The organism is Promicromonospora xylanilytica (assembly GCF_054782895.1).
The window spans coordinates 198,205-218,178 of record NZ_BAAGRP010000004.1; the positions used below are offsets into that span (position 1 = coordinate 198,205).

The window sequence follows — 19,974 nt, forward strand, 5'->3', positions numbered from 1 at the left end:
GCCCGTCGGTCAGGGCGAGAGTCCCGGCACGGGTCAGGCGGGCTGGCCCGCCGTGGTCCGCGGCAGCAGCCGCTTCAGCACGTCGGCGAGCGTGACCACGCCGTAGTCCGCCGTGCCTCCCGGACGGGTCACGATCGCGAGCAGGTTGCCCGTCTCCCGCATGCTCGTCAGGGCGCTGTGCAGCGGCACGTCGGCGGCCAGCTCGAAGACCGGCCGGGTGACGTCCGCGACGGGCGCGTCGTCGGCCAGGAGGAGCGTGTCGCGGACGTGCACCACGCCGTCCGGCAGGCGGCCGGGCTCCTGCACCAGGATCCGCAGGTGCCCGGACGCGCGCGACGCCCGCTGCACCTCCGCGGCCGTCGCGCCATGGCCGACGGCGGCCGGCGCGCTGCGCGCGGTCAGCAGGTCCTCGACCGTCAGACGACGCAGGTCCAGCGCGCCCGAGAGCTGGTCGGAGTAGGCGACGGAGAGGGCTCCGACGCTCGCGGAGTGCTCCACGAGGTGCCGCAGGTCGTCCGGCCCCTGCCCGGACGCGACCTGGTCCGCCGGCTCGACACCGACGCGCCGCAGGCACCAGTTCGCCGCGCCGTTCAGCGCCACGAGCACCGGCCGGGTCACGACCATGAACGCCCGCATCGGCAGCGCCAGCATCGTCGCGCTGGCCTCCGGGTGAGCGATCGCCCACGACTTGGGCGCCATCTCCCCCACGACCAGGTGCAGGAACGTGACGATGACCAGCGCGAGCACGAAGCCCGCCACATCGGCCGCCCAGTAGGGCGCGCCCCATGTCTCGAACACCGGCGTGAGCCAGTGGTGGACCGCCGGCTTGGTGATCGCACCCAGAGCGAGCGTGCAGACCGTGATGCCGAGCTGCGAGCCCGCCAGGAGCACCGTGAGCTCGCTCGCGCTGCGCAGCGCGGCACGAGCCGAGCGGCTGGTGGCGGCCGCGTCCTCGAGCCGGTGCCGCTTGGCCGCGAGGAGCGCGAACTCCACCGCCACGAAGAACGCGCTCAGCGCGATGATGGCGACGGTGGCGCCAAGGACCACCCAGGGGTTGCTCATCGGGACTCCTCACTCTCGGTCTCGCGTGCCACGTCGGCCTCGACGACGGTGACCCGGACGCGGGACGGCACGTGGCGTTCCACCTCGAGCACCTCGATCCTGAGCACCTCGTCGGGGTGGGGCTCCAGCGCGACGAGGTCGGCCGGGTCGGCTGGCAGCGCGACGTCGACGACGTCGCCCACGGTGGGCAGCGCGCCGTGCACGGCGATCGCCAGCCCCGCGATCGTCTCGTGGTCCCCCTCCGGCAGGTCGCGCTCCACCGCGCGCTCCACCTCGTCCAGGTGGACGTCGCCCGCCATGACCCACACGCCGTCCGACGCCGCGGTCACGGGGTCGATCTCGTCGTCGTGCTCGTCGGTGATCTCACCGACCAGCTCCTCCGCGAGGTCCTCGACGGTGAGCACGCCGGCGAACCCGCCGTACTCGTCGACGACGCACGCCAGCTGGTTCCGCGTGGCCGACAGCTCCCGCAGGGCGTCGGGCAGAGCCATCGCCGTGGGCAGCATCAGCGCGGGCCGCAGGAGGTCCGCGACGGTCGTGTCGCCCGGGCCGGCGGACAGGAGGTCGGCCAGGTGCACCACACCGACCACCTCGCCGGTGTGGTCGATCACCGGGTACCGGGAGTGCCCGGCGGCCATGAGCTCGCGCACCTGTGCGAGCGTGTCGTCGGCCTGCACCACACCGACCCGGGACCGCGGGATCATCGCGTGCTCCACGTCCTGGCGCGGGAAGTCGAGGATGCGGTCGAGCAGCACCGACAGGTCGCCGGGCAGGTCACCGCTCGCCCGCGAGTCCGCGACGATGTGCTCGAGGTCGCGGACGGTCGCCGAGTGCTCGACGTCGTGCACCGGCTCGATCCGCAGCAGCCGCAGCAGGGCGTTGGACGCGGCGTCGAACACCTTGATGAGCCAGCCGAAGACGGCGAGGTAGACCGTGGTCGAGCGGGCGAGCCACAGCGCCACCGGCTCGGGGCGCGCGATCGCCAGGTTCTTCGGGACGAGCTCGCCGAACAGCATCTGGACGAGCGTCGAGAACACCAGCGCGAGGATCGTGCCGATCGCGACGCCCGTGCCGACCGGCACCCCGACGCCGCCGAGGGCCTCGCCCAGCGACTCACCGACGAGCGGCTCGGCGACGTAGCCGACGAGCAGCCCCGTCACCGTGATGCCGAGCTGGGCTCCGGAGAGCATGAAGCTGGTGCGCCGGGTCACGCCGAGCGCGCGGCGCGCCCCGGCGTTGCCGGACTCGGAACGGGCGGCGAGGCGTGCGCGGTCGACCGCCATGTACGCGAACTCCTGCGCGACGAAGTACCCCGTCACCGCGGTGATCGCGAGGATCACCAATACCCCCAGCAGGAGGGAGATCACCCAGCTCAACGCCACCACCTCCGCCCTGCGGTGTCACGGCGTACAGCTGGGTAGGGACTATGACTGTCTGCGTCCATGATCCTTCACTGGAGGTGGTGCGGTGCGGTGGCGACCCGAGGGTCTCCGGCCGGATGCCCACCAGGGCATCGCGTGAAGAACGACGGACGTAGCCCTACAGTTCCACGACGTGCGGCACTCGTCATCCGGAGCGTCGTGCCGGGGTGTGGGTGGCAGGCGGTACCTTGCGGCACATGAGCCTTGACCACCTGTCGCTGCTGGCCCGGTTCCAGGACGCCTTTCTCGCCGCGGTGCCCGGTGCCGACGCCGACGCACGGGTTCCCGCCTGCGGCGACTGGACGGTCCGCGAGCTGGTCGAGCACGTCGCCGACGTGCACCACTGGGCGGCCGGCAACCTCCGCGGCGCCCGGGGCGCGCACCTCGGTGCGGGCCCGTTCGACCTGGCGCCGCACTACGCCGAGCACGCGGCGGAGCTGCGTGCGGCCCTGGCCGAGACCGACCCCGACGCGACGGTCCGGGTGCTGACCTCCCCCGAGCCCGTCGGCCCCGGACCGGCCCGGTTCTGGCACCGGCGGCAGACCCACGAGACGCTCGTGCACCTGCACGACCTGCTGGCCGCCGTCGCCGGAGCGGGTTCGGTCGGCCTGGTCGGGGCCGAACCAGAGGTCTGGGCGGACACCGTGGACGAGGTGGTCACCCTGTTCCAGCCCCGCCAGGTGGCGCTCCGCCGGATGGAGCCCCTGCGCCACCCGGTCACCCTGGTGGCGACCGACGTCGCCGGCGCGCCCGCCTGGGTGCTCGGCGCACCGGGCGAGCGCGCGGACGAGGTGGCGCCCGACGTCATCGTCTCCGGGCCCGCCGAGGCGCTCGCGCTGACGCTGTGGCGCCGCCTCACACCCGCGGAGGCCGGGCTCACCGCGGAGGGCGACCGCGCCGACCTCGAGGCCGCGCTGGCACAGGCGATCGTGCCGTAGACGCCGGCGTCGCGAATACCCGTTCCTGCGGAATGCCTCCGAGGTGCGTCATCGGCCCGGACGGGCTCGGTCCTCGAGCACCGAGACGATCCGGTGCCGGCACGCCCTGGCGAACGCGGGCCAGCGGTCCCAGTAGTAGGGGATCGCGATCACGGCCTGGACCAGTACCCAGCCGCGGGCACGCTCCCAGGCGTCGTCCGGATCGGTGAGCCCGTCTGCGGCCGCCTCCCGGAAGGCCGCGCGTTCCCCGCCGTCGAACTGGGTCCAGGCGGGGATCAGGTCGGCGGCCGGGTCACCGACGCCCACACCGCCCCAGTCGATCACGGCGGTCATCCGCCCCTCGTGGGCGAGCAGGTTTCCGGGCAGCAGATCGCCGTGGATCCATGAACCGTCCGGCGCCGGTCGCGCGTCCAGCACCCGCTCCCAGGCCTTCGTCACGGCGGGCCCGTCGACGCGGTCGCCCGATGCCACGACGGCGGCTCGCACGTCGTCGTCGAGCCGCGCGAGCGGGACGCCGCGGGAGGTGCCGCCCTTGACCGGCCCGCCCTCCGTGCTCACGGTACGCAGCTTGGCGACGAACTCGCCGAGCTGCCGGGCGGCAGCCGTCCCCAGCTCGCCGACCGCGGGCGATGCGCCGTCGAGCCAGGGCGTGACGGACCAGCGGAACGGGAAGCCCTCGCCCGGCTCGCCCACCGCCTCGGGCGCCGGGACCCGCAGCGGGAGGTGGGGCGCCAGGTGCGGGAGCCAGCGCGCGTCGCTGGTCGCCTGGTCCTGGGCCCAGGCGATCTTGGGCATGCGGACCAGCAGGCCGTCCCCGAGGCGGAACAGGTGATGGTCGGTCCCGCCGGCCGGCCCCGAGGTGACCGGGAGGTGCGCCCAGCGCGGGAACTGGTCCGCGACCAGGCGACGGACGAGGTCCACGGTGGAGACGACCTCGTCGTCGTGCAGGCTCATGCGCACACCGTGGCACCGGCGCGAACGGACGGGCCAGCACTTTTCCGCGGCCGGCCGATGAGTTACGTGCCGGCCGGGCGTCAGACGGGTATGACTCACTACGCCACCACCAGCCAGGGCGATCGTGTCGCCTACGACCTGCGCGGCGCCGGGCCGGCCGTCGTCTTCGTGACGGGGGCGGGCCCCGACCGCGCCGACGACCCGGTGACCACCGAGACCGCCGAGCGCGTCGCCGCGGCCGGGCTCACCGCCCTCACCTTCGACCGGCTCGGGCGCGGGGAGAGCCCCGCCGAGGGCCGCCTCGATCTCGACCGGGAGCTCGCGGCCGTCGCGGCGATGATCGAGGTGGCGGGCGGTCCCGCGGTGCTCGTCGGGCACTCGTCCGGCTGCTCGGTCAGCCTGCGGTCCGCTGACGCGGGACTTCCGGTCGCCGGCCTCGCCCTCTGGGAGGCGCCGCTGGGTGACCCCGCGGCCGCGACGCGGGCGTGGGCCGACGAGATCGAGCGTCTGCTCGACGCCGGCGACCACGAGAACGCGATGCGGCACTACATGAAGGACATGCCGCCCGAGTGGCTCGCCGGCATCGAGTCGTCCCCCGACTGGCCGGTGATCGCCCGGACCGTCGCCACCTACCGGGCCGACGCGCAGTCCCTGGCCTGGGCGCAGCGAAAGCTCGACGACGGCACTCTCGACGTCACGGTCCCGGTGCTGGCCATGTACGGCACCGAGACCTTCCCGCAGATGCCGGTGGCGGCAGCGAGCATCGTCGCCGCGGTACCCGAGGGCACCGAGAAGGAGATGCCCGGCGCGATGCACTCGTGGGAGCCGGAACCCATGGCTGCCCTGCTCGCCGAGTTCGCCCGGCACTGCGCCAAGTAAGTCCTGGATGCACGTTTCATCCGTTCCGGTACGGTTCCGGGCGTGACCTTCGCATCAGACAAGAGCTACCCCGGCGACTACGAGGGTGATGTCCACCCGATCTACAACCCCGAGCTCGACGGCGACCCGGACCCCGGCGAGGTCGTCTGGACCTGGATCCCGTACGAGGAGGACCACAGCCAGGGCAAGGACCGTCCCGTGCTGCTCGTGGGCAAGGACGGGCCCTGGCTGCTGGGCCTCCAGCTCACCAGCCAGGACCACGACCGCGACGCGCTGCAGGAGGCCCGCGCCGGCCGTATCTGGATGGACGTCGGCACCGGCCGCTGGGACAGCAGCGGGCGCGACTCGGAGGTGCGGATCAACCGCGTCATCCGCATCGACCCCGACGACGTGCGCCGTGAGGGCGACATCCTCGACGAGGCCATCTTCAACGACGTCGTGAAGTACATGGACCGGGCGCTCGACCTGACCTGAGGCCCGCCGCCCGGCGTCGGCCCGCGTCGCTCGCGGGACGGCGTCGGGCTACCCTGCCCTGCGTGACTCAGAACCCGTGGATCAAGCTGCTCGGCGACGTCGTCGAGGCCGTGGCGCGCACCGCCTTCGACCAGAACGACCGCGGCCCGAGCGAGCCCGCCCCGACGTCCCGGCCCACCCCGTCCCGGCCCGCCGGGCGGCGCACGTCACGGGGCGAGGACGTGCCCGACACCGACGGCTACCCCGGCGACTACGTCGGGCGGGTCACCCCCGTCTACCGGCCCGAGCTGGACGGCGAGCCCGACCCGGGCGAGGTCGTCTGGTCGTGGGTGCCGTATGAAGAAGATCACAGCCAGGGCAAGGACCGGCCGGTGCTCGTGGTGGGCAACGACGGCCCCTGGCTGCTGGCCCTGCAGCTCACCAGCCAGGACCACGACCAGGACGCCGAGCAGGAGGCCCGCGCGGGACGCCGCTGGATGGACATCGGCACCGGGGCGTGGGACGGCTCCGGCCGTCCGTCCGAGGTGCGCCTCAACCGCGTGATCCGCATCCACCCGGACGCCGTGCGCCGCGAGGGGGCCATCCTGGACAAGGCGATCTTCGACCAGGTGGCCGCCGCCCTCTGACGTTGCCGGGCGGTCAGGTCACCCCGCGGGGCGACCTGACCGGCTCACGGCTGGACCGACACGCTCACGGCTGGACCGACACGCTCACGGCTGGACCGACACCACGAGGAACGCGGCGAGCAGCACCAGGTGGACCACGCCCTGCAGGGTCTTCGCCCGGCCCGGAGCGATGCTCAGCATCGCCACCACCACCGAGACCGCGAGCAGCACGATCTGGGTGGGATCGAGGCCGAGGGTGAGCGGTCCGGGCATCCAGATCATCGCGATGGCTATGGTCGGGATGGTCAGCCCGATCGAGGCCATCGCGGAGCCGTAGGCGAGGTTGAGGCTGGTCTGCACGCGGTCCCGCAGGGCGTTGCGCACCGCCGCGATCGACTCCGGCGCGAGCACGAGGAGCGCGATCACCACACCGACGACGGTGTAGGGCAGGCCGGCAGCCGCCACCCCGTGCTCGATGGTCGGGGAGAGCATCTTGGCGAGGAAGACCACGGAGACCAGGGCGACGAGCAGGAGCGCGACGCTGATCCACGCCTCTCTGGCCGGGGGCGGGTCGGCGTGGTCGTCGCCGTCCTCGTCGAGGATCCCCGTGACCCGGCCGAACTTGTCGCTGGCGACGGGGACGAAGAAGTCGCGGTGCCGCACGGTCTGCGTGAACACGAACGCCCCGTACAGGAGCAGCGAGGCGACCGCGGCGAAGGCCAGCTGGAAGGCCGTGTAGGCACCGCCCGCCGCCGACGTCGTGAAACTCGGCAGCACCAGGGTGACCGAGGCCAGCGCGACCACCGTCGCCAGCGCCGACCCGGTACCCGAGGCGTTGAAGCTCACCAGGTGATGCTTGGACGCGCCGACGAGCAGCGACAGTCCGACGATCCCGTTGAAGGTGATCATCACGGCGGCGAAGACCGTGTCGCGGGCGTAGGTGCTCGCCGCCTCCCCACCGCTGCTCATCAGCATGAGGATCAGCCCGACCTCGATCACGGTCACCGCGACCGCCAGGATGAGGGACCCGAACGGCTCACCTACTTTGTGCGCCACCACCTCCGCGTGGTGGACTGCCGCCAGCACTGAACCGACCAGTGCGGCGCCGATGGCTGAGAGGATGATCGGGTGGTCATGGCTGGTCCATGTGGCCACGAGAAGCACCAGGGATAAAACCGGTACGACCACGGTCCACTGGAAACGTCCTCGCAGTGTCCTGGTACTCATGGACGAATTCTATGGGGCCACGTCAGAGGCCCTTTCCGGTCGTCGCCGGTGTCACACTCCGCACCTCGCACGACGAGCACTTCCCTCTGGTAGCCTTGGAGGTCGCGTGTCCGCCCAGGTCGGCGGGCACAGTCACAGCTCCTCTCCACGGGTCCCCACCCCAGTCCCGGAGCTGGGACCGCCCTCTACGACCTATCCGCTCGCCGTCAGGCGAACACACCAGGAAGTACTCTCGTGGCAAACATCAAGTCCCAGATCAAGCGCATCAAGACGAACGAGAAGGCTCGCCTTCGCAACAAGTCCGTCAAGTCGGAGCTGAAGACCCACGTGCGCAAGGTGCGCGAGGCCGTCGCAGCCGGCGACAAGGAGACCGCGACGGTCACCCTTGCCACCGCGTCGCGCAAGCTCGACAAGGCTGTCGCCAAGGGCGTCATCCACGCGAACCAGGCTGCGAACCGCAAGTCGGCCCTCGCCAAGTCGGTCGCCGCTCTCTGAGCACACTTCGTCGGACGCCGTTCGCCCTCGGGCGGGCGGCGTCTTTCGTGTGCCCTGGACCGGGCGGCGGCCTTGCCGGACGCCGGGTCAGGACCGGCGCGAGCGCGCGATCGTCAGGACCGCACGCTCCACCGCGTACACGGTGTCGCGGGCCTCGCCCTTGACGTCCGCGTCGGCCTGCGCGACGGCGGAGATCGCCGCCGCCAGGCCCTCAGGGGTCCAGCTCCGCAGGTCCTTGCGGGCGCGGTCCACCTGCCAGGGCGCCATGCCCAGGTCTCGCGCGGAGAGCCCGCCGCCGCGCATCGAGGCGACCTTCGCGAGGTTGCGCAGGCGCAGGGCGAGGGCGGCGACGATGGGCACGGGGTCCAGCCCGGTGTCCAGCGCGTGCCGCAGGAGCGCGACCGCGCCGCCGGCGTCGCCCGCCACGGCCGCGTCGGCGACGCGGAAGCCAGTGGCCTCGACGCGCCCGCCGTAGTACTTGTCCACGGTCGCGGCCGTGATGGTGCCGGTCGTGTCGGCGATCAGCTGCGAGCAGGCGGACGCGAGCTCGCGCAGGTCGCTGCCGAGCGCGTCCACCAGGGCGCGCACCGCCTCGGCGTCGGCACGGCGGCGCGCCGACTTGAACTCCCCCGTCACGAAGGACGCCTTCTCCGCGTCCTTGGTCACCGGTTCGCACACCATGACCGGCGCACCCGACTTCGTGATGGTGTCGAGCATCTTCTTGCCACGCTGGCCGCCGCCGTGCACCACCACGACGGTCGTCTCCTCGTCCGGGGCGCCGACATAGGCGATGAGGTCGGCCATCAGCTCCTCGGTACCGGACTCCGCCGACCGGACCACCACCACCTTGGCCTCGCCGAACAACGAGGGGCTCGCAGCGACCAGCAGCTGGCCCCCGCCGTACGTGGCGCCCTCCAGCTCGACCTTCTCGACCTCGGGGTCACGCGCGCGCGCCAGCCCGACGACGCCGTCCACCGCGCGCTCGGTGAGGAGCGGCTCCGCGCCGCGCACGAGCACGACGGGGGCGAGGGTGGGCTCGTCCCAGCTCCGACCGGTGGGGGCTGAGGCGGTACGGCGTCTGGTCGCTGGAGGCACGGACACAGCCTGCCATGCACCTGTGACAGTCACTCCCAGAGCAGGTCTGCCAGCGCCATCCGTCCGCCGTCGGTCCACGCGTTCGCGACCACGCACGCGCCCGGCGCACCGCAGTCGGCCGCGCCCCCGCCGACCAGCTCGATCTCGCGCCGGACCGGCAACCGTGCGAGCACGGAGCCCGAGTCGTCGGCGACCACGCGCTTGCCGTCGTCGTACAGGCAGTTGTCCCCGTCCACGCCACCGTCCGACGTGGTGGCGCACTGGACCAGCCGGACCGCCGTGCCCCGCGGGTAGCCGGTGCCAGACACCGTGACGCGGCCCTTGTCGCGGCCGAGCTCGAGCTCGGACAGCACCAGGGTGGGTGCGTCGGGCGGCTCGGAGCCGTCGGGCAGCGGGGCGGCGGCCGCCGCGATCACGACGTCGGCCAGGTCGGCGACGGCCAGGGCGCACGGGTCGTCCGTGCAGTCCACCTCGGACACGGCGCCGACGTTGACGAACGCCCTGGCCGGCCGCGTCGACGAGAACCGGCCGCGCTCGTCGGCGACCACCTGCTCGCTGGTCGACATGTCGCACACGTCCAGGGCGCTCGCGCCCGCCGCCGTACCGCCGGCGCACTGGACCAGATACTGGTTGCCGCCCGTGAAGCCGGTGCCGCGCACCACCCAGGTGCCGTCCGCGGCGCGGACGGTGATGGCAGGTTCGCCGCCCTCCTCCGGGGCGTCCGACGTCGACCCGGCCCCGGGGGTGCTCTGCGGCCCCGACTCCTCCGGCGAGCCCGACGGGTCAGGGCCCTCCGGAGCCGCCGTGCACGCGGCCAGCGCGAGCAGGACCGCGACGACCGCGACCACCGGACGCGCGCGCATCACGGGTAACCCAGGAAGGTGTCGACACCGAGACCGATCCGCCAGGACCAGGTGCTGCGGTCCCTCATCCACTGCACGCCGCGGTTCCAGACGTGGTACTCCAGCTCCAGGTAGCACGCGACGGCGTTGGTCTGGTTGAGCTCGCCCAGGTCGGTGCGGTACCGGCGGCTGTCGCTCGTACCGGGGCTGGCGTTGCCCACGCGCCGCTGCAGGCTCTGCGCGCACTCCCTGCCTGCCGACGACACATACATGACCTGGGTGCCGTACCGCTCGGCCGAGAACCCCTTCTCGCACGTTGCGCTGATCGCGTTGGAATGGATGGGCACGTGCACGTCCGCGCCCACCCGGTTCGAGTTCGCGATGTTCGACCTCGTCAGCCCGGTGCCGCGCACCACCTTGTACCCCCGTTCCAGCAGGTTCAGGTTGTGCGGGTCGTACTGGGTCGCCGCGGACGTGGCGATCAGACGAGAGCTTCGGTTCTCGCTGTAGTCGGAACAACCCGGGTTGGTGTGGCACACCGTGTCGCCACGGTCGTGGCACGCCTGGGACAGATAGACCACCTTGCCGTTCCAGCGGTCCGGCACGTAGGTCACGTCAGCGGCCGCGGTCGGGGCCACCGCCAGCAGCCCGCCGGCGGCGAGGGCAAGGGTCGCCAGGAGGGACAGCGCCCTGCGGATCGTCACACGCATCGTCATCTCCTCAGCCCAGCTCGATCGGCAGGTCGGTCGAGGCACACATGTCCCCGCCGGTCGCGTACGCGAAGGCGAGACAGTCTCCGTCGAGCGTGAACTTCACCGAGTCGATGGCACCGTTGCTGTGCGCGGTGAACAGGAGCGCCTCCCAGACGTCGCCCGGGTACACCCCCGAGTCGACCAGCGCCTGCTCGAACCCCGCCGCGACATCGACCGTCGCCTCACCCTTGACGATGCGCACCTTGGTGCGCGGCAGGTCCGCGCCGGGCAGCTGCGCCGCCAGGACCTGGTCGACCGCCTTGGCCAGGGTGGTGGTGGACGGGCCCTTCTCCACGGACCGCGCGGTGGCCTGGACGCCGCCGGCCGGCTCACAGCCGAGGTAGGGGGTCGTGGCCCCGTCGGTGGACCGCGGCCCCTGGGGGATCTCCGGGCAGGTCTCGGCGCTCGACGGCGGGTCGTCGGCCACCGCCTCGGCGTCGAGCCGTGCCCGTTCCTCCCCCGACGCGGAGTCCATCCCCCCGACGACGACCGTCCAGCCGTCCAGCACCTCGCCCGACTCGTCGAGCCAGGCGCCCGCTGCCTCCGGGTCCTTCGACACGTCCACCCGGACCACCTGCTCGGCCTCGGAGACATCGGTGACGACGGATTCCGCCAGCAGCTCCTGCCGCAGCTGGAGCTGGGCCGTGGCCTGGTCCCGCCCGGTGGCGCTGAACGCCGCGACGGGAACGAGCAGAGCGGCCGCTGCGGTGATCGCGATGGTCCGGCGATACCGCCGGGCCGTGAGTCTGAGTTCAACCACGAAGCCCCCCTGGTACGTGATGACGGAACTCTCCGACATCCCCCACGGTAGGGCCGCTGACAGGATCCGCAACGTTTCGCGATGTGTGGCGCTCTCGCCCGGAACGTGCTGGCCGGACACGATATGCGGCTGCCTGTCCGGAGCCCCGAACCACGCTCGTGCCCGGCCGTGCTCAGCAGCCCGGCCGTGCTCAGCAGCCCGCGAGGGACACCTGCCGTCCGCGGACCACGAGCGCGACCGTGCCGCACTCGTCGGTCCGGACCACCGCGGCGCCCACCCCCGCGTACAGGCCGAGGGCCGCGTCGGTCGGATGACCGTACTCGTTGCCCCGGCCCGACGAGACGAGTGCGACGGCTGGACGCACTCGCTCCGCCAGGGCACGCGACTGCGTCGCCGAGCCGTGGTGGGCGACCTTGACGACATCGGCGGGCCTCGCCAGCGGAACCAGCTCCGCCTGGCCCGCGTCCTCCAGGTCCCCGAGCGCCAGCACGTCCAGACCGCCGGTCCTGGCGGCGAGCACGACGCTCGAGTCGTTCGCCCCCTCGCCCGCCCCTGCGAGCAGCACCCGCCACGTCAACGCTCCGGCACTGCCCTGGTCGCCGGTCCGCGCGACCCGCACCGGAACACCCGCCGCGGCCAGCGCCGCCCCGGTCGCCGCGGCGTTCGCGGCGGGTTCCGGCACCGGGGACACGAGGGCGGCGGCCACGTCACGCCCCGCCAGCACCGGTCCGAGGCCACCGACGTGGTCCGCGTGGAAATGGCTGAGCACCAGCAGGTCCACGTGCGTGACACCGAGCTGGTCCAGGCACCGGCCCGCCGCGGGCCCGTCCGGCCCGACGTCCACCACCACCGCCGACTCCGGCCCGGTGCGCAGTGCGAGCGCGTCGCCCTGACCCACGTCGCACGCCGCCACCTGCCAGTCCGCCGGCACCGCCGACCGGGCGACGAGTCGCGGCACCGCCACCACGACGACCAGGGCCGCCACCCCTGCCACCGCCAGGACCGCGACGAGGCGCGCTCGCGTGCCAGGAGCGCTGGTGGCGCCCGGGTGCCGCGTGCCTGAGCGCACACTGGCGCCGCTCCGCCGCCCCGTACCCAGCAGGTCGCGCAGCCCCGACCGCGCCGACGCACGCCACGACTCGGGCCAGCCCGTGCCAGGAGCCCTCCGCAGCGCCGCCCACAGCACCACTCCGGTGAGCAGGGCCAGCAGGAGCGCGCCCGGCGGACCTCCCGGCCAGGGGACCACCGCGCCCGGGAGCGCGGCGCACCAGTGCGCGACCGCCGCGATCCACCATGTGGCGGCGCTCGCCACCCACGCGACGAGCCCGGCGACGACCGGCAGCCCCGGCGCGAGGATCGTCGCGACCAGCCCGAGCACCGTCGCGGGCACCAGTGCGGGAGCGGCCAGGAGGTTCGCCAGCACGGACACCGTGGAGACCGACGGGTCGAGCAGCACCAGGACCGGCCCGCAGGCCGCCTGCGCCGCGAGCGGGACCGCCACGGCGAACGCCGCCGCGTCCCCCGTCCAGGGCGCGAGCCGTGCGGCGAGCGGTGCCGCGAGCAGCACCAGGCCGGCTGTCGCCGCGGCGGACAGCACGAAGCCGAAGGAGCGCGCGAGCCACGGGTCGACCACGAGCAGGCCGATCACCGACGCCGCGAGCGCCGGGACCGACTGCGCCGGCCGCCCGATCGCGATCCCCGTGAGCGCGAACGCGGCCATGACGGCCGCGCGCAGCACGGCGGGTTCGGGGCGGACGAGCGCGACGAACGTGAGGGAGGCGAGCGCGACGAGGGCGACCCTGGCGGGCCTCGGCAGCCGGGCCAGCGAGCAGAGCAGGGTCAGCACGGCGACGACCACGGCGAAGTGGCCACCAGAAACCGCGGTGATGTGTGACAAGCCCACCGATCGCATCTCCTCGGCCAGGTCGTCCGGCAGGCGGGTGGTGTCGCCGATGGCGGCGCCCGGTACCAGCCCGCGCCCCTGCGCGGGCAGCGGGTCGGTGACGGCGAGGAGTGCGGTGCGGTGGCCGTCGAGCACGCGCAGGACCGCCGGCGGTGCACGGATCTCGCGAGCGTCGTCGGCGGTCAGCCGAGCGGTCTCCGCCGCGCCGGTGTCGGCGGGCCGCAACGCGCCCGACACCGTCACGGTGGCCCCGTAGCGGGGCGCGTCGCTCGACAGGACCTGGACGTGCGCGCGTGCTGCCGAGGCGACGCCCCGGGCGTCCACCGTGCGGGCGGCGAGCACCCAGCGGTGCTGCCCGGCGCTGGACGGTCCGGGCGCGAACGAGAACGGTTCCGGCTGGGAGGCGACCACACCGGTGAGGGTCGCTGTCACCCGCTGCCCGGCGAGCTCGGCCAGTGGCGTGCGGCCGGCCAGCTGGACGTGCACGGAGACGGTGGTCGCGAGCACGCACGCCGCCGCGAGCGCCACGTGCGCACGGGCCGGCCGGGTGGCGCCCTGCGGCCGGGTCGCGCGGGTCGGCCGGGTCGCGCGGTGCGGCCGCGCTGCCGCCCGGCGGGTCTGGCGCTCCGAGGGCGTAGCCCTCGTGGCCGTCGCCGCCAGGAGGCAGGCTGCGCCCACCAGGCCCGTGCCGATCCAGGTCACGGTGCCGCTCCAGGCTCCGCCGGGGCCGGTCAGCAGCCATGCGACTGCCCAGGTGGCAAGGGCTGCGGGCGCCATCCGCAGGTCGGTCATGGCCCGACCCGTGCGCTGTCCCGGATCTCGTCGAGCGTGGCGGGGCCGATGCCTGGCACGTCCTCCAGCTCGTCCACGCTCGCGAAGGGGCCGTTGGCCTCTCGCCATTCGACGATCGCCTGCGCGATCGACGGTCCGACGCCGGGCAGCTCCTCCAGCGTCACGGCGTCGGCGGCGTTGATGTCGACGGTGCCGCCCGCCGCCGGCCCGCCACCCGGTGCTGCCCCGGCACCTGCTGCCGGAGCCGGCGCAGGCTTCCCGGGCTCGGGCACGTACAGCTGCTCGCCGTCGACGACGGTTCGGGCCAGGTTGACAGCGGTGAGGTCGGCCTTGCCTGTGACTCCCCCGGCGGCCTGCAGGGCGTCGGCCACGCGGGCGCCGTCAGGCACGGTGACCAGGCCTGGTTCGGCGACCGCGCCGACGACGTGCACGAGCAGGCCGGCGGTCGCTGCGGCTGGAGCCTGGTCGGTGCCAGGTCCGGAGCCGGGCTCCGGGGCGGCGGGTACCGGGCTGCGCGCGGCTCCCTCCGGTCCCGTGCCGGGCTGCCCGCCCACCGGTCCGTCGGCGACCGGCTCGTCGCCGGCGCGGCCCTCGCCGGCGGCCACCTGGGTGAGCGGCTCCACTCCGTCACCGCGCAGGGAGAGCACCGCCGCCCCCACCCCGAGCAGGAGCACGGCCACCCCTGCGACCACGGCCGTCGTGCCGGACAGCGCCCACCGGCGGGCACCGTGCTCCGCACGCGGGTCGGCCGGATGACCGTGCGCCGCCGCGTAGGCAGCGGCCACACCCGAGGCGGACCGCCGGGCGCGCAGCCGGGCCACGAGCTCGTCGGTGTCCGCGCGAGTCTGCTCCCCGGCGACACCTCCGGCACCTTCGGTCGCCTCCGGTGCCCCGGCGGGCGGCTGGTCGGCCCGGTCGTGCGAGCCGTGCACCGGACTGAACGGCCACGGGTCGGGAAGTCGGTGGTGCGCGGTCTCTGGCTGCATGACTCAGGACGCTAGGCGTGCGCGGCGTCCCACGGTGTGGCCGGTGTGCCCGGCTGTGCACCGGCCTCGCACGACGTCACCTGTGGTCGGGCTCGGCGCCGCACCGGACCGTGCGGAGGGTCTGTGCGCCGACGTGAGAATCGCCGAGGGACCGATGAGTTCCGCCCGGCGCGGGCGTCAGACCTGGCAGCACGAGAGCCCCGAGCCACCCCGGCCGGGACGAGGCACGAGCAGGAGCCACCACGATGACCGACAAGAAGACCCTCACCCTCGACGTACCGAGCGGCGTCCTCACCTACGACGTACGCGAAGCCGCCGCTCCGACCGACGAGATCCCCCTGGTGCTGATCGGCCTCCCGATGGGAGCCGAGGGCTTCACCACGCTCGCGGGCCACTTCACCGACCGGACTGTCGTGACGTACGACCCTCGCGGTGTCGAGCGCAGCACCCGGGACCTGAGCACCGAGGCGGAGCCGCCCGGCATCGCCACCCACGCGGACGACGTGCACCGCGTCATCGCCGCGGTCGGCGGCGGACCGGTCGACCTGTTCGCCTCGAGCGGCGGCGCCGTCGTGGCGCTGGAGCTCGCGGCGTCCCACCCTGCCGACGTCCGGACCGTCGTCGCGCACGAGCCACCCCTGCCGTCGGTGCTCCCCGACCGGGACGCCATGGTCGCCGCCATGACCGACATGCACGACACCTATCAGGCCAAGGGCTTCGGCGCGGCGATGGCCAAGTTCATCGCGCTGGTCATGTACCAGGGCGAGGTGACCTCCGACTACCTCGCCCAGCCCGCCCCCGACCCGGCGATGTTCGGCCTGCCGACCGAGGACGACGGGGCACGTGACGACCTGATGCTGGGCGTCAACATGATCGTGCTGCCCCCGTACGAGCCGCGCTACGAGTCCCTCGTGGCCGGCGGTCCGCGCGTGGTGATCGGCGTCGGCGAGGACACCGGCGAGGCGATGACCGGCCGCTCCGCGCGCGGCGTCGCCCGGCGGCTCGGCACGGAGGCCCTGGTGTTCCCCGGTGGCCACGGTGGGTTCAGCGGTGGCGAGTACGGCCAGCCCGCCGACAAGCCCGTCGAGTTCGCGGCCCGGCTGCGCGAGGTCCTCGCCGGCTGAGGCGCCAAGGCGCCCCGCTCGAATGGTCGGCAGTACGTCAGGAGATCGGCTCCTCGGGGTGCCGATCACCTGACGTTCTACCGACCACCGGTGCCGTCGGTCGAGCTCAGTGCGAGTGCGCGCCCAGGTCCGCCACGACGACGGCGAGCGTGCCCGGGCCGACGTGTACGCCGAGCACCGCGCTCAGCGGCGTGACCTCGACCTCCGCACGCGTACGGGTGTGCAGGCGGCCCGCCAGCGCGAGAGCCCGGTCGTACGCGCCGAAGTGGTGCACGGCGACGACCGGCCGCTCGGCCTCCGCGACGAAGGCCGCTGCCTGCTCGAGCAACCGCTCGGCGCCGACGGCCCGGGTGCGCACCCGTTGGGAGAGCTCCACCGCGCCGTCGGACAGCCGCAGGATCGGCTTGACGCCCAGGACGGTGCCGAGCGCCGCCGCTGGGCCGGAGAGCCGCCCGCCACGGCGCAGGTGCTCCAGGGTGTCGACCACGAACACGGCGTTCGCCGTCCGGGCGACCTCGATGGCACGGGCGGCGACGTGGGCGGCGTCCGCCCCCGCGGCCGCGCACTCCGCCGCCGCGCGGGCGGCGAACCCGAGGCCGGCGGCGCCGGTGCGCGAGTCCACGGCGCGCACCTGCAGGGGGGACCGCGCCGCGGCCGTGCCTGCCGAGCCCACCGTGCCGGACAGCGCCCCGGACAGGTGCACCGAGACGACGGACCTGGCGCCCTCCTCGCCGAGGCCGCGGTAGACGGCGGCGAAGGCCTCCGGAGGGGGCTGGGACGTCGTCACGCGGGCACCTCCGGCGACCAGCTCGGCGATCCGCTCCGGACTGACGTCCTCACCCTCCGTGTAGGCGTCGTCCCCGACGAGGACGCGCAGAGGCACCACGACCAGGCCGCCCGGCAGACCGGCGGGCAGGCAGGCGGTCGAGTCGGTGACGACCCGCACCTCCTGGGGTGCCGGGCTGGAAGATCGACGTCGGGTGCGCATGACCGCGCCACTCTATCCGCGCGAGGAACCGGACTGCGAAATCGCCGGCGCCTCCCCGCGCGAAGCGTCGGAGCCCGACCTAGCATCCGAGACATGTCCGATGCATCGACGCCTGATCTTGCCGCCCTGCGCGAGGCGGCCGCAGCAGCCCAGAAGGCTCTTGAGGAAGCCGAGCGGACAGCGGCGCCAGCCGCCTCGCAGGCACCCGACGATGCCGGACCGGCGCCCGCCGCCGGGGCGGGTGACGCGCCGCTCGAGGGGTACGCGGCGGAGGTGGCCGCCGGTTACGCGGCCGGGGCGACGCTGCCGCTCGGCGCCCTTCTCGAAGGCGAGCCGGGCGGGGACGCCATCCCGAACCCGCGGGTCCAGGTCGGTTTCGCACTGTCGATGCTGAACCGCCACGGTCTCGTGGCCGGCGCGACGGGAACCGGCAAGACGAAGACGTTGCAGGGCATGGCCGAAGGACTGTCCCTGGCAGGTGTGCCCGTCTTTCTCGCGGACGTCAAGGGCGATCTGTCCGGGCTCGCGCTCCCCGGACCGGACAGCCCGAAGGTCACGGAGCGCGCGGCGAGCATCGGGCAGGACTGGAGGCCCACGCAGTACCCGGTCGAGTTCTACTCCCTGGGCGGGATCGGCAAGGGAGTGCCGATCCGCACGACGGTGACGGACTTCGGCCCCCTGCTGATGTCGAAGGTGCTGGGCCTGAACGAGACGCAGGAGTCAAGCCTCACGCTGATCTTCCACTGGGCCGACAAGAAGGGTCTGGCCCTGCTGGACCTCAAGGACCTGCAGTCGGTGATCGCTCATCTGACCTCGGACGAGGGCAAGGCCGAGCTCAAGGGCATCGGTGGTGTCTCGGCGGCGACCGCGGGCGTCATCCTGCGCGAGATCGTGGGCCTGGAGGGGCAGGGTGCCGACGTCTTCTTCGGTGAGCCGGCGTTCTCGACCTCCGACCTCATCGCGACCAAGGGTGACCTCGGCGTGCTGAGCGTGCTGGAGCTGCCGGCCGTGCAGGACCGGCCGCAGCTGTTCTCCACGTTCCTCATGTGGCTGCTCGCGGACCTGTTCCAGGAGCTGCCGGAGGTGGGCGACGCCGACAAGCCCAAGCTGGTGTTCTTCTTCGACGAGGCGCACCTGCTGTTCACGGACGCCTCCAAGGACTTTCTCCAGCAGGTGGTCCAGACCGTCCGGCTGATCCGCTCCAAGGGCGTCGGCGTCTTCTTCGTCACGCAGTCGCCGAAGGACGTGCCGTCCGACGTCCTGGCGCAGCTCGGCAACCGGGTGCAGCACGCGCTGCGCGCCTTCACGCCCGACGACGCCACCGCGCTCCGTGCCGCCGCTCGCACGTTCCCCAAGTCTCCCTACGACCTGGAGCGGCTGCTGCAGGAGCTGGGCACCGGCGAGGCGGTGGTGACCGTGCTCACCGAGCGAGGCGCGCCGTCACCCGTGGCATGGACCCGTGTGCGAGCACCGCAAGCCGCCATGGAGCCCGCGCCCGAGGCCGAGATCGACCGGGTCGTGGCCGCCTCACCGGGCCAGGCCAGGTACGGCACAGCGGTCGACGCGGAGTCGGCGTTCGAGCTGCTCCAGGCGAAGGCGCAGGAGCAGGCCGCCGGACGCGCCGCCGACGACGGGGAGACCGCGGCGGCCGAGGACCAGGAGGAGCTCGCCCGGGAGCGCGCGCGGCTCGAGAAGGAAGCGACCACGCGCGAGAAGGCCGAGGCGCGCCACAAGGAGAAGGCGACGCGGGACCGCAACCGTGTGGTGGGCTCGCTGGCAAGGACGGCGGGCACGGTCCTCGTCCGCGAACTGACGCGCTCGCTCTTCGGCACCCGCCGGCGCTGACCCCTCCGTCTCAGCGGGCGCACGCCGGTCGTGCGTGTGAAACTCGGTCGTGCTCTTCGCTTACATAGACGAGACGTCAAACGTTCGGTGCTACAGGACGGTGGGGCTCGTCGTACGCGCCGCCAACGTGCGCGAGTTCGCTGAGCATCTCGACGGGGTCGTGGCCAGGGCAGCTCATTCGTTCACGGGGATCGACGCCGACGTCGAGCTTCATGGCCATGATCTGTTCGGTGCTACACAGGACTGGGCATCCCTCAAACCGCTGGTGCGAGCTCGCATCTCGATCTACCGGCAAGCCCTCGACGTGACCGCGAAGCACGCGGAGGGCATCTGGGTCGAAGGGCTGGACCGGAAGGGGTTCCGAGACCGCTATGCCGACCAGCACGACGAACACATCACGGTCCTCCTCCATCTCCTGGAGAAACTGAACCGGTACGCCAACCGTCACGGCGAGGACCTTGTGGTGATCGCTGACGAGCACCGAACCGCGAAGAGTGCTCAAGCCGCGTTGCGCACGGCACGCCGCGAACGCATCTGGGGATATCGAGGCAAGCCACAGCGCATTGCGGACACGGTCTATTCGTCTCTTCAGCAGGCAGCCGCCTCGTTCAAGCGGCTGACCTCGTCGCTTTTCTCTATCAGCGGCTGGCGGATGGCGTCGACCGCGACGAGCGCGCGGCCACTGCGAACAAAGGCCTCTGGTCCGCTCTGGAGAATGTCCCGGTGCACGACCGGCTCTGGGAGCCGTAGACGCACGACAGCCCCCGACTGTGCGGGGGCTGAAGGCAGGGCGCTCAGGATCTCTCCCTCTTGCGCTCTCTCACTATAGGTC

At 73.2% G+C, this 19,974-nt stretch carries 19 protein-coding genes; 8 read left to right on the forward strand and 11 right to left on the reverse strand.

Annotated features, from left to right (window positions below; genetic code table 11):
* Positions 1 to 33 precede the first annotated feature (33 nt).
* Together ACYVK7_RS05855 and ACYVK7_RS05860 are read right to left on the reverse strand one after the other, a co-directional pair.
* Complete coding sequence (locus ACYVK7_RS05855) at positions 34 to 1,062, reverse strand: CNNM domain-containing protein (RefSeq protein ID WP_460886742.1); 1,029 nt, start codon at positions 1,060 to 1,062, stop codon at positions 34 to 36.
* Positions 1,059 to 2,438 carry a hemolysin family protein gene (locus ACYVK7_RS05860; protein ID WP_460886743.1) on the reverse strand — a complete coding sequence of 460 codons (1,380 nt, stop codon included), beginning with the start codon at positions 2,436 to 2,438 and terminating at the stop codon, positions 1,059 to 1,061. The genes ACYVK7_RS05855 and ACYVK7_RS05860 overlap by 4 nt, the downstream gene beginning before the upstream one ends.
* Positions 2,439 to 2,680: 242 nt before the next feature.
* Here ACYVK7_RS05860 and ACYVK7_RS05865 point away from each other — a divergent pair, with 242 nt between their 5' ends.
* Complete coding sequence (locus tag ACYVK7_RS05865; RefSeq protein WP_460886744.1) at positions 2,681 to 3,421, forward strand: maleylpyruvate isomerase N-terminal domain-containing protein; 741 nt, start codon at positions 2,681 to 2,683, stop codon at positions 3,419 to 3,421.
* 48 nt (positions 3,422 to 3,469) lie between these two features.
* Here ACYVK7_RS05865 and ACYVK7_RS05870 read toward each other — a convergent pair whose 3' ends face one another.
* Positions 3,470 to 4,375, reverse strand: a complete 906-nt coding sequence (locus ACYVK7_RS05870) for an aminoglycoside phosphotransferase family protein (RefSeq protein WP_460886745.1) — start codon at positions 4,373 to 4,375, stop codon at positions 3,470 to 3,472.
* 90 nt (positions 4,376 to 4,465) lie between these two features.
* Between ACYVK7_RS05870 and ACYVK7_RS05875 the strand changes: the two genes are divergently transcribed.
* The 3 genes from ACYVK7_RS05875 (at position 4,466) to ACYVK7_RS05885 (ending at position 6,354) form a co-directional block, all read left to right on the forward strand.
* Positions 4,466 to 5,254 (forward strand): alpha/beta hydrolase, encoded by a 789-nt coding sequence (locus tag ACYVK7_RS05875; protein ID WP_460886746.1) that lies wholly within the window; start codon positions 4,466 to 4,468, stop codon positions 5,252 to 5,254.
* Between the two features lie 42 nt (positions 5,255 to 5,296).
* Positions 5,297 to 5,728: a type II toxin-antitoxin system PemK/MazF family toxin gene (locus ACYVK7_RS05880; RefSeq protein ID WP_460886747.1), complete on the forward strand. Its 432-nt coding sequence runs from the start codon at positions 5,297 to 5,299 to the stop codon at positions 5,726 to 5,728.
* A 62-nt stretch (positions 5,729 to 5,790) separates the two neighbouring features.
* A complete protein-coding gene (locus ACYVK7_RS05885; RefSeq protein ID WP_460886748.1) occupies positions 5,791 to 6,354 on the forward strand; it encodes a type II toxin-antitoxin system PemK/MazF family toxin in 564 nt (187 codons plus the stop codon).
* 84 nt (positions 6,355 to 6,438) lie between these two features.
* On the opposite strand, the gene ACYVK7_RS05890 is transcribed toward ACYVK7_RS05885, so the two are convergent.
* Positions 6,439 to 7,560 carry a calcium:cation antiporter gene (locus ACYVK7_RS05890; RefSeq protein ID WP_460886749.1) on the reverse strand — a complete coding sequence of 374 codons (1,122 nt, stop codon included), beginning with the start codon at positions 7,558 to 7,560 and terminating at the stop codon, positions 6,439 to 6,441.
* A gap of 234 nt (positions 7,561 to 7,794) precedes the next feature.
* On the opposite strand from ACYVK7_RS05890, the gene rpsT reads away from it, so the two are divergent.
* Positions 7,795 to 8,055 (forward strand): 30S ribosomal protein S20, encoded by a 261-nt coding sequence (rpsT, locus tag ACYVK7_RS05895; RefSeq protein WP_460886750.1) that lies wholly within the window; start codon positions 7,795 to 7,797, stop codon positions 8,053 to 8,055.
* An 87-nt stretch (positions 8,056 to 8,142) separates the two neighbouring features.
* Here rpsT and holA read toward each other — a convergent pair whose 3' ends face one another.
* The 6 genes from holA to ACYVK7_RS05925 form a co-directional block, all read right to left on the reverse strand.
* Positions 8,143 to 9,150, reverse strand: a complete 1,008-nt coding sequence (gene holA, locus ACYVK7_RS05900; RefSeq protein WP_460886751.1) for a DNA polymerase III subunit delta — start codon at positions 9,148 to 9,150, stop codon at positions 8,143 to 8,145.
* A 29-nt stretch (positions 9,151 to 9,179) separates the two neighbouring features.
* The gene (locus tag ACYVK7_RS05905) at positions 9,180 to 10,013 is read right to left on the reverse strand and encodes a neocarzinostatin apoprotein domain-containing protein (RefSeq protein WP_460886752.1); all 834 of its coding nucleotides are present in this window, start codon (positions 10,011 to 10,013) and stop codon (positions 9,180 to 9,182) included.
* On the reverse strand, positions 10,013 to 10,702 hold the full coding sequence (locus ACYVK7_RS05910; protein ID WP_460886753.1) for a hypothetical protein: 690 nt from the start codon (positions 10,700 to 10,702) through the stop codon (positions 10,013 to 10,015). Before ACYVK7_RS05910 ends, ACYVK7_RS05905 begins: the two co-directional genes overlap by 1 nt.
* Positions 10,703 to 10,712: 10 nt before the next feature.
* Complete coding sequence (locus ACYVK7_RS05915; RefSeq protein ID WP_460886754.1) at positions 10,713 to 11,504, reverse strand: hypothetical protein; 792 nt, start codon at positions 11,502 to 11,504, stop codon at positions 10,713 to 10,715.
* A gap of 190 nt (positions 11,505 to 11,694) precedes the next feature.
* Positions 11,695 to 14,199, reverse strand: coding sequence for a ComEC/Rec2 family competence protein (locus ACYVK7_RS05920; RefSeq protein WP_460886755.1), 2,505 nt, complete (start codon positions 14,197 to 14,199; stop codon positions 11,695 to 11,697).
* Complete coding sequence (locus ACYVK7_RS05925) at positions 14,196 to 15,185, reverse strand: helix-hairpin-helix domain-containing protein (RefSeq protein WP_460886756.1); 990 nt, start codon at positions 15,183 to 15,185, stop codon at positions 14,196 to 14,198. Before ACYVK7_RS05925 ends, ACYVK7_RS05920 begins: the two co-directional genes overlap by 4 nt.
* Before the next feature lie 245 nt (positions 15,186 to 15,430).
* Here ACYVK7_RS05925 and ACYVK7_RS05930 point away from each other — a divergent pair, with 245 nt between their 5' ends.
* Positions 15,431 to 16,309, forward strand: a complete 879-nt coding sequence (locus ACYVK7_RS05930; RefSeq protein WP_460886757.1) for an alpha/beta fold hydrolase — start codon at positions 15,431 to 15,433, stop codon at positions 16,307 to 16,309.
* Positions 16,310 to 16,415: 106 nt separating this feature from the next.
* Here ACYVK7_RS05930 and ACYVK7_RS05935 read toward each other — a convergent pair whose 3' ends face one another.
* Positions 16,416 to 17,297 (reverse strand): DegV family protein, encoded by an 882-nt coding sequence (locus tag ACYVK7_RS05935; protein WP_460886758.1) that lies wholly within the window; start codon positions 17,295 to 17,297, stop codon positions 16,416 to 16,418.
* A gap of 93 nt (positions 17,298 to 17,390) precedes the next feature.
* On the opposite strand from ACYVK7_RS05935, the gene ACYVK7_RS05940 reads away from it, so the two are divergent.
* Together ACYVK7_RS05940 and ACYVK7_RS05945 are read left to right on the forward strand one after the other, a co-directional pair.
* On the forward strand, positions 17,391 to 19,142 hold the full coding sequence (locus ACYVK7_RS05940; RefSeq protein ID WP_460886759.1) for a helicase HerA-like domain-containing protein: 1,752 nt from the start codon (positions 17,391 to 17,393) through the stop codon (positions 19,140 to 19,142).
* Between the two features lie 49 nt (positions 19,143 to 19,191).
* On the forward strand, positions 19,192 to 19,971 hold the full coding sequence (locus ACYVK7_RS05945) for a hypothetical protein (RefSeq protein ID WP_460886760.1): 780 nt from the start codon (positions 19,192 to 19,194) through the stop codon (positions 19,969 to 19,971).
* Positions 19,972 to 19,974: the final 3 nt, after the last annotated feature.

Bases quoted from the DNA above. Each gene is read 5' to 3' on its own strand.
- ACYVK7_RS05855 (WP_460886742.1), bottom strand. From the start codon at position 1,062: ATGAGCAACCCCTGGGTGGTCCTTGGCGCCACCGTCGCCATCATCGCG.
- ACYVK7_RS05865 (WP_460886744.1), top strand. From the start codon at position 2,681: ATGAGCCTTGACCACCTGTCGCTGCTGGCCCGGTTCCAGGACGCCTTT.
- ACYVK7_RS05870 (WP_460886745.1), bottom strand. From the start codon at position 4,375: ATGAGCCTGCACGACGACGAGGTCGTCTCCACCGTGGACCTCGTCCGT.
- ACYVK7_RS05875 (WP_460886746.1), top strand. From the start codon at position 4,466: ATGACTCACTACGCCACCACCAGCCAGGGCGATCGTGTCGCCTACGAC.
- ACYVK7_RS05890 (WP_460886749.1), bottom strand. From the start codon at position 7,560: ATGAGTACCAGGACACTGCGAGGACGTTTCCAGTGGACCGTGGTCGTA.
- ACYVK7_RS05905 (WP_460886752.1), bottom strand. From the start codon at position 10,013: ATGCGCGCGCGTCCGGTGGTCGCGGTCGTCGCGGTCCTGCTCGCGCTG.
- ACYVK7_RS05910 (WP_460886753.1), bottom strand. From the start codon at position 10,702: ATGCGTGTGACGATCCGCAGGGCGCTGTCCCTCCTGGCGACCCTTGCC.
- ACYVK7_RS05920 (WP_460886755.1), bottom strand. From the start codon at position 14,199: ATGACCGACCTGCGGATGGCGCCCGCAGCCCTTGCCACCTGGGCAGTC.
- ACYVK7_RS05925 (WP_460886756.1), bottom strand. From the start codon at position 15,185: ATGCAGCCAGAGACCGCGCACCACCGACTTCCCGACCCGTGGCCGTTC.
- ACYVK7_RS05930 (WP_460886757.1), top strand. From the start codon at position 15,431: ATGACCGACAAGAAGACCCTCACCCTCGACGTACCGAGCGGCGTCCTC.
- ACYVK7_RS05935 (WP_460886758.1), bottom strand. From the start codon at position 17,297: ATGCGCACCCGACGTCGATCTTCCAGCCCGGCACCCCAGGAGGTGCGG.
- ACYVK7_RS05940 (WP_460886759.1), top strand. From the start codon at position 17,391: ATGTCCGATGCATCGACGCCTGATCTTGCCGCCCTGCGCGAGGCGGCC.